Annotated in this window: 4 protein-coding genes; 3 read left to right on the forward strand and 1 reads right to left on the reverse strand. The window is 39.0% G+C overall.

From position 1 onward, the window contains the following. The first annotated feature begins 129 nt into the window (after positions 1 to 129). The 3 genes from B4G81_RS05010 (at position 130) to B4G81_RS05020 (ending at position 9,222) form a co-directional block, all read left to right on the forward strand. The gene (locus B4G81_RS05010) at positions 130 to 4,143 is read left to right on the forward strand and encodes a two-component regulator propeller domain-containing protein (protein ID WP_294080741.1); all 4,014 of its coding nucleotides are present in this window, start codon (positions 130 to 132) and stop codon (positions 4,141 to 4,143) included. A gap of 469 nt (positions 4,144 to 4,612) precedes the next feature. After that, a complete protein-coding gene (locus B4G81_RS05015) occupies positions 4,613 to 7,915 on the forward strand; it encodes a DUF5107 domain-containing protein (RefSeq protein ID WP_294080743.1) in 3,303 nt (1,100 codons plus the stop codon). A 164-nt stretch (positions 7,916 to 8,079) separates the two neighbouring features. Continuing rightward, on the forward strand, positions 8,080 to 9,222 hold the full coding sequence (locus tag B4G81_RS05020; RefSeq protein ID WP_294080745.1) for an aldose epimerase family protein: 1,143 nt from the start codon (positions 8,080 to 8,082) through the stop codon (positions 9,220 to 9,222). Here the strand turns inward: B4G81_RS05020 and B4G81_RS05025 are convergent. Beyond that, on the reverse strand, positions 9,215 to 9,703 hold the full coding sequence (locus B4G81_RS05025; RefSeq protein WP_294080747.1) for an SGNH/GDSL hydrolase family protein: 489 nt from the start codon (positions 9,701 to 9,703) through the stop codon (positions 9,215 to 9,217). The two genes, B4G81_RS05020 and B4G81_RS05025, sit on opposite strands and share 8 nt — an antisense overlap. Between the last annotated feature and the right edge of the window lie 72 nt (positions 9,704 to 9,775).

Below are 9,775 nucleotides of genomic sequence, written 5' to 3' on the forward strand. Positions count from 1 at the left end.
TAATTTCTTTGGACAGTAGTGTAAATATTCCTATTTTTGTATTTGAAAACGGGGTGAGTTGTAAATGAAAATAAATAGTTTTAATCGCATGAAATAAATCTTATTCCTGTGATATGCTATAAAGTAAATATGGGTAAATGTTTCCCAGGTATAGTGATGTACCTGTGTATACTATTGTTGTCGGTTAATTATGGAAATGCGACGAATCAAAGTAGATTCTATTTTAACCATCTTAATACTACGAATAGCAATCTCTCGTATAACTGTATTCATTCAATCATTCAAGATTCTCAGGGCTTTATCTGGTTTGCTACCTCCAATGGATTAAATCGTTATGATGGAGAAATCCTGAGAATATACAACAAAGACGATTTAGGTATTGGTTCTTCATTTATCATATCACTTTGTGAAGATGATAGGGGGAATATTTGGATTGGAACTGATAGGGGCGTCTCTATTTATGATCCTAACTACGACAGGTTTACATCTTTTGATTTAGAAAGTGATCAACAGACTTTAATTCGTAATAAGGTCACCAAGATCAAAAAAGATAAACAAGGTGTTGTTTGGTTAGCTGTCAATAATCAGGGTATATTCGCGTATGACCATAGAAGTAAGGTCTTGAAAAATTATTTTGTGGAAAATGGCAGGCAAACACTCCCTGCTAATATAGTTTCTTTTTGTTTTGACAATAATAATACGTGTTGGTTGTCTCTTTATTTTTATGGCCTTTATCGGACAGACGAAAATCTGGAAAACCTTACTCCCGTCAGCGTAGCCAATGATGATTATTTTAAGAATGATAATATTGTCGAGATACTGGAAAGCCCCTACAATACGATTTATGTGGCAAGTGTGAATAATGGAGTGTGTGAAATAGACCTTCGTCGGAATAGGGTGGAAACATTGGTTTCTAACAAGGAAAAAGGTTTTATTCCAATCTCCATGTTGTTTGATAAGAGACGCAAGCTGTGGATAGCGACGAATGAGGGTGCATATATATATGATACAAACAGTAAGTATACCCAATACCTGGAAGCCCATAAAAATGATAAGTTTTCACTCTCTGACAATCATGTGCTTACTATATGTATTGATAGCTCAGATGGTATATGGCTGGGGACAAATGCGGGAGGCGTAAATTTTTCAGGGCTGTTCCAGAAAAACTTTGAGAAATATTATACCTCTGAAGATACGCCTCTGGAGGATTGTTTCGTAAGAGGATTTACCAGTGATAAGGATGGTCGAATATGGATAACAACAGAGAAGGCAGGTCTTTTTGTCTTCTTTCCCCAAGATAAGAAGTTGATAAAATATAAGAATCCAGACCTTCCAAAATCACTGTTTGGAATCTGCTATGATGAGGGTAATCTGTGGTTAGGCTCCCCGCATGGGCTATGTAAACTCAATATAAAAGACAACAGCCAGAAAATTTATAGCCAGATTGGACATGATTTAAATCTACGTGATAGTAAGATTTATATCATTTATAAAAATTCTGAAGGAGATATTTTAGTAGGCACAACATTAGGCATGCTTATATATGATAAGCAGACCGATCGTTTTATCCCTGAAAAAGAGTTAGGTGGTTTTTTCATTACAGATATGGTTGAAGATGCACGAGGTGATTTGTGGATTGCTACTTATGCAGATGGTCTTTTACGATATGATTATCAAAATAAAAAAATTATAACCCAATATAGAAATAACCCAAGCGAACGAAACTCACTCCCAATAAATAAGGTACTTTCAGTCTTTGAAGATGCTATAGGCCGGATATGGGCTACTACCTTTGGAGCCGGGTTTCTTCTGTATGATGAGGAGAATGATCGTTTTATAGTATATGATACACTTCTGGCAAATGAGAAAGCGAGTAATATTAACTATGCATTGATGGATGATAAAGATGGAAATATATGGATTTCATCAAGCAAGGGGTTGATTTATTTTTCTCCTGATTTACAAGAAGCAAGAGTTTTTACCACACTTGATGGTTTACTTAATAATGAATTTAACAATGACGCGAGATTTAAATCTGGCGATGGAACACTTTATTTTGGTTCAACAGATGGCTTTATCTCTTTTAACCCGCAATTTTTTTATACCGATTCGGCTGTGCCGAATATTCTGATCACAGATTTTTATATTGGGGATGAAAGGGTTGTGGCAAGTGAGAGAAACTCCCCATTGACACAAAGCATCAATAATACCACGAAAATCAGTCTTTCCGCCAAACAAAATTCATTTGGATTTGGTTTTTCTTTACTTCGGTCTGCATCATATGCAAGTAATACGATCCTTTGTAAGTTGGAAGGTTACGATGCGGATTGGCATAGAGTATCACATGATAATAGATCGTTTTATTCAAATATTCCTGCAGGGGACTATAAGTTATATGTAAAAGGTGCAAACAGTAATGGCTTATGGAATGAATCCCGGCCTCCACTTGAAATTCACGTCGCTCAAAAATTTTACAAATCAACGCTGGCTATTTTTCTATATCTACTCTCCTTTATTATTTTAGTCGTTTTGTCCTGGATTTATTTTTTCAGACGGGCCATTATTCTTGAACAGCAAAAACAGGAAGAGTATAAGCGAATGAAAGAGATAGAGTTATTTAATGAAAAGGTGAATTTCTTTTCTAATATCATTCATGAACTCAAAACCCCGTTAACTTTGATCCGTATGCCGTTACAGAATATATTAAGTAACGGGGATTACAATAATGATACAAAAGAAGACCTGATGGTGATCAATAATAATACGGAACATATATCGATATTGATTAAAGGGTTAGGCGATTTTGTTAAGATTATAGGCGATAGATATGTGCTGAACAAAAGTGACATTGATGTTATAGAAAAATTAGGTTTTCTATGCTTTAATTTTTCGGAGATGGCTAAAAACAATAATATAAAACTTGTCCTGAAACACGATGAAGAGCAACTATATATCCATGCAGATGAGCCCAGTTTGAATAAAATATTTAATAATCTGCTGCATAACGCTATAAAGTATGCCTATTCATATATCGAGATTGAAGCCAAACAGGTAGGTAACCAGATAGTCGTTGCATTTAAAAACGATGGGCCGTGCATCCCCACCGATCAGAGGGAGCATATCTTTAAACCATTTAATCAATACAGGAGTGAAGACCAGCCTTTTGTTGGAGGGGTGGGGATTGGTTTATCGCTTGCCCGAAGTCTCGCGGAACTTCATTCGGGTTCTTTGGAACTGGATGAAGATCCGAATTATACCAGATTTATATTGACGCTCAACCTGAAATCGGAAAGTGAAGAGACCGAGCCAATAGGAGAGACCATTCATATGGTTGCTGATCAGGAAATAATAGGTGAAGAAAATACACAACTGCCACTATTGCTACTTGTGGAAAACAATCTGGAGTTTTTAAACTATTTGATTCAAAAGTTGCGGTATGAATATAGGATACTGACAGTAATGACTGGTGAAAAAGCGCTTGAACTTCTTGGACAACATGAAGTAGATCTGGTAATAATAGATAGTGATCTTCAGGGGATGAATAGCTTGGAACTATCCAGGACAATTAGTTCAAATATTGAGATATCGCATACATCAATCGTTATGTTGTCATCGCATTCGTCTGCCATGTCTAAGATTGCAGGCATGGAGAGCGGTGTAAATGTGTATATCGAGAAACCGTTTAGTATTGACTATCTGAAAGTTTGCATAAGCAATATTTTATCGAGACGAAACAATCTCAGGCAGTTGTATAAAAGTAAGTTCATGTATCCGTTAACCCCTCAAATGTTTGATTTGACGCATACCGATGAGAAATTCCTTAACCAACTCGACGAAGTTATTTCTTCTAATATCAGTGATCCGGCATTTTCTAATGACGATATAGCCAGTGCTCTTTATATGAGTAAATCTACGCTTACCCGGAAAATAAAGGCACTCTTAGATACCACACCCAATGACTATATCCGTAATAAGCGCCTTATGTTTGCAGCTCAAATGTTATCTGAAAGTAATTGTCGGGTAAATGATGTTTGTTATTCAGTCGGGTTCAATACTCCTTCTTATTTTGCCAAATGCTTTAAAAAAGTATACGGAGTTCTTCCAATGGAGTATATGAGCCAGAAAAGCATCACAAATGAATGAATTCTTCTATCAAATGCAGTTTTTGTTCTGTTTGAATAGACTGTAAATTTCAATATTTGCATAGTAAAAACAAGGGTACACCTCTTAACAGTTAGCACCTGTTGATTGGCAGGAATGCGAGTTGCTTACAGGCAGCCTTCTTCCTGTGATCTTGTCTAAACGAGCTATATTTATATATACTCTGTGGAGATAGGGTCTGTATATAGAAGAAATGCTCCAAGGTATATTGTATGAAATGAGCATGAACATCATTACGCCCAAGATGATGATTAAAAGCGAGTTCCATATACTTTAATAAAAAAATAAAATAATCATCTGAAATAGATATGATAAATAATCAATAAACCCATTACTTAATTATTAATTAAAATTTAAAAACATGAAATGGTTTAATTACATTCGTCATTTTCTGCGCCCGGCAAAACGAATAAATTTGTGCTGCACTTGCTTGACGAAAACGTTCTTTTTAATGATGTGTTTTTCTCTCTTTTTCTCTGCATCTTTGACATTTGCTCAAGAGACACCTGTAAAAATGTGGGAGGGAACAATGGATATCCCGACTTATCTGTTAGATGATCCGGAAGTTGCCCCGATTTTTGAACGGGACTGGTCCTATCAACGTGCACGTCGAAGTGTCTATCCTTACCTGCTGGATGATAATATGACACGAAATAAAGAGGTTATTACCTATAAAGCACTATACCTGGAAAACGAGTATCTCAAATTGTGCGTGCTCCCGGAGATAGGAGGACGCTTGTTCTACGCGACGGACAAGACGAATGATTATGAGATTCTTTATCGTAATGACGTAATCAAACCTGCTAACGTAGGGATGTTGGGAGCCTGGATTTCAGGGGGGGCTGAATGGAATGTGTTCCATCATCATCGCAATACGACAAATTTACCTGTAAATTACAAGTTAATAGACAATGAAGATGGCAGTATGACCATTTGGGTTGGTGAAACGGAACTTCGTCATCGTATGTCGTGGGCTATTGGCGTTACGTTATTTCCTGGAAAATCATATATGGAGATCACGGGTCGCTTGATTAACGCTACTCATAACGATACCCCCATGCTTTATTGGTCGAATGTAGCCACTCATGTAGACGAAAATTACCAGATTATCTTACCACAGAGTGTTGAGTTTGGAACATTCCATTGCAAGAATAGCTTCTGTCACTGGCCTATCACAAAAGAGCCATATAACGGCTACGAAGAGTATGCGAACGGTATAGATGCATCGTGGTGGAAAAACCACATTATGTCCAATTCTATTTTTGTGCATGATATGCAGGAAGATTTTATTGCGGGTTATGACCACGCTCGTAAAGCAGGTACGATGATGACGGCGAATCACCATATAGTAAAAGGAGCCAAGTTCTGGCTTTGGGGCCCCAATTCCGAGTGGGATACCAAAATATTGACTGATAATTCAGGTCATTATATTGAGTTAATGGTCGGGGCATATTCGGATAACCAACCGGACTATACCTGGGCGGCACCGCATGAAGTAAAGACATTTTCACACCATTGGTATGGCCTGCGTGATTTGGGTGGAGTTAAAACAGGAAACAGGCATGCCGCTTTAAATCTTGATCTGGATGAGTCCGGTAAAGCATTCCTGGGAGTCAATACAACAGAGAAGATGAAAGATCTGACCGTAAAACTTACCTCCCGGGATGGTACAGTCTTATTCTCGGAAACAGCATTTATCGCTCCTGAAAGTCCATTTGTGAGAGAAATCAAACTCGATAAAAGTGTAAAGGATGCAGATCTCACAATGACTGTTGAAGACAAAGAGGGTAATTTGCTGTTAACCTATACTCCAATAGAGAAGGACGATGATGCGGATGATAAACCTTTACCTGAAATCGTCGATCGCCCCCTGCTCCCCCACCAGATTGAAAACACGGAAGAGTGTTATTATGTTGGACTTCGCAATTTACAATTCTATAACCCGTTTATCGATCCGACCGACTACTTTGAAGAAGTACTTCGTCGTGATCCCGGAGATGTCCGTTCTAATACGAGGATGGGCGTTTATTGGAGGCAGAGAGGCGATTATGAAAAAGCTGCCAATTATTTGCGTACTGCTATAAAGCGCCAGACTAAGGATTACACCCGTCCCAGAGATTGTGAAGCATTGTACAATTTAGGGCTTATCCTGAAAACTCAAGGTGAACTGGAAGCTGCTGTCGATACGCTCTACCGTGCGGTTTGGGACTACACCTACAATTCGTCAGGAAATTATCAACTGGCACAGATCTATAGCTGGCAAGGTAACTTTGATATGGCATTGGATCGCCTGGATGAATCTATTACCTATTATTCAAACAATTTCAATTCGCTCAATCTCAAAGCAACGATTATGCGTCTATCGGGTAACAAAGAAGAAGCACTGAAATGTGTTGAACGCGTATTGTCCGTTGATCCTTTAAACGCTTATGCTTCCCGCGAAAAGATGCTGCTTGCCGGTGACGACTATTTTTATAAGTTGATGAGAGACGATGTGCAGTCATACATTGAGTTGGCATTGAGTTATATGCATAATGGATTTATAGAGACATCTTTCGAGTTACTTACATATATTGATGGTAAAGTTGAATTTCCTATAGCCAAAATGTGGTTGGGAGAAATGGCCGAGGTAATGGGTGATCATGCTACTGCCGATAAATATTTCAAGGCAGCGCTTGCCCTTCCAACAGAGTATTGCCATCCGTTTCGTTTAGAGACTTTAGAGGTATTGAGAAAGCTGAAAGAACGTTATCCTGATAATTACAAAGTTTACTACTATCTGGGTAATCTGCTTTATGATAAACAACCTGACAATGCCATGAAGGAGTGGGAAAAATGTATAGAGATTAATCCTGATTTCGCGATGGCATGGCGTAACCTTGGGTGGGCGCATTGGCTGCATACAAAGAATTATGCGGAGTCGGTCAGGTATTACCGAAAAGCGATAGAATTGGATCCGACAAAAGCCCTTTTCCTCGAAGAAATAGTTCAGGTGTATGAGCGTAAGGGAGAGAATGTGCAAGTGAGATATGACTTGCTCAAAAGCCACCACGAACTTGCCACAAAACGTTATCTTCCGCTGGCTACAGAAGTGATGATGGGTACTTTCCTGGGTGATTATGATTATGTGCTGCATCTGTTAAGAACATGCTATTTTCCGACACGTGAAGGTGTGGCAAGTTTCCATGATGTATATGTAGATGCTTTGGTGCTTGCTGCGAAAGAAAAGGATGAACAAGGACAAAAACAAGAAGTGATTAACCTCTATGAAGAATCGTTTGAATTCCCTGAAAACCATCAGGTATTTTTAGTCGACGAACGTTTGCCTCGCGATGCACAGGTTTACTTCCTCATTGGGGATACTTACGAGAGAATGGGGAATAAATCCAAAGCCCGGTCTTACTATAAAAGAGCATCTGAAGTGAACGTTAAGAAAACCGATTATCGTTTCTGGCAAGGATTAGCGTTAGAAAAGTTAGGGAAAAAAGAGGAAGCCAAGACTATTTTCAACACCCTTTTAGAAGAAGGCTGCGGTAGGATTGTGGAGAGCTATGTGAACTTCTATGGAGCTGAAGGAACTACAGGTAAAACCGTTGAAACCATAAATACTTTGGCATATTACACGATGGGATTAGGTGAATTGGGTCTTGGAAACGTGAGTGCTGCAGAAAAATATTTTGCTAAATCACTGGAGCTCAAACCTGATAATTTGTGGGCATCTGTCATGTTGAAAGAAGTTCGTAAATCAAAATAAGTAGTTAGTGACATGCTATTTTTGGAATAAGCTTGTCAATTTTTTGGATTGTGTTTAATGTAGCATAACAGATGATTAGGATTATTTTAATTGTCTGTTATGCTTCTGTAAAATCTAAATGCCAGTCCCACAAATATTTCTTATTAATGCAAAACAAATTGTCCATGAAATATATAATATTTACACTAATTGTATGTGGTTGTACCTTTTTTGCCTCATGTGAAAAAGATAGTCTATCAGTAGAAATGCATCCATTCGGAGAGTTGTCAACCGGAGAACCGGTTACTCTTTATCGTCTTAAGAGTGGTAATGGCTCCTATATGGATGTGATTGATTACGGTTGCCGGGTTGTGCGTATTTGCGTACCCGACAGAGAGGGAGTAATAGAAGATATTGTTCCGGGATATGATAATATAAAAGATTTTGAATTTGGGTCAGAACGTTTTTTTGGATCCATAATCGGGCGTTTCGGTAATCGTATTGCTGACGGGAAATTTATGCTGGATGGGGAGCTCATACAGTTAACCTGTAATGAAATTCTCGCGGGTCGTCCAGGGCATCTGCATGGTGGTGAAAAAGGTTTCGATCGCGTGATGTGGGATGCGGAAATCCTTCAGGAAGAAGATAGAGTGGGTGTGCAATTCCACCGTGTCAGTCCCGCCGGGGAAGAGGGTTACCCCGGCAATCTCGATTGTAAGATCACCTATTGGTGGACTAAAGAGAATGTTTGGAAGATAGAATACTCTGCGACTACGGATAAACCGACCATTGTCAATTTGTCTAACCACACTTACTTCAATCTGAAAGGGGCGAATGGGGGTTACGTGATGGACAATATAATGTGTGTTGAGTCGGATTATTATTTACCCAATGATATCCACTTCGTTCCATTGGGTCCTTCACTTCCGGTTGAAGATACACCCTTTGATTTACGTGAACCGAGAAGAATCGACCATGCTATTGATACCCCGAATGAACATCTATGTAATATGCGGGGATTTTCAGTGACCTGGGTGTTGAGAAACCAGACAGGAGAGTTGGCAAAGGCGGCTGACTTATGGGAGCCCGTGAGTGGGAGAGGAATAGAAACATGGACCACCGAACCGGGTCTGCTGACATATACAGGACGGCTGTTTTCAGATAAGGTTGTGGGAAAGGGGGGGATACCCGTCCAAAAATTTGGAGGAATGCTGCTCGAAACCTTGCATTACCCCAACTCACCCAATCATCCTGAATATCCTGCTACTACCCTCTATCCGGGTCAAACTTATTATTCCTCTACGGAGTTTAAATTTTATACTAAATAGTATCCTTGTAGAGGTGTGCCAGAACGAAACAATGGTAAAGTTCTTCCGCCAGCGTACTCGCACCCTCTACATTCAAATGAACCCGGTCTGTTAAATGTTTGGCAGATGTGATTTTGTCACCTTCGATGAGAAGCAGGTTGTTGTCTGTCATTTGATATTCAGATACAATCTCTTTAACGATATTCCGAAAATGTTCTGGTGTTAGTCCGGTTGTTGTATTGGAGGTTCTAGTCGTATGTAACAGGGTGATACAGTAAATGGCTGCTGATGGATGGTTTGCTCTGATTTCGGTTAGATATGCCCTGTAATTGGCTTCAAACTGGACTTGAGTTTGATTGGCACTCTCAAAGTCGTTGAATCCAATCAGGATAGTAATTAGGTCGGCTTGTGGTAAATCTTTGGACGTTGTCGCAACGGGTATGGAAATCCGAGCACCTCCTATTCCGAGATTATAGAGGGTCATCCCTAATTTCTGTGCCAATAATTAGGGTCTGCTGAATAATTGATATTTATGCTGAAAATCAGCAAATTAATCGATATAAAATTTGCATAA

This window comes from Proteiniphilum sp. UBA5384, from assembly GCF_002410825.1.
Classification (GTDB): Bacteria; Bacteroidota; Bacteroidia; order Bacteroidales; family Dysgonomonadaceae; genus Proteiniphilum.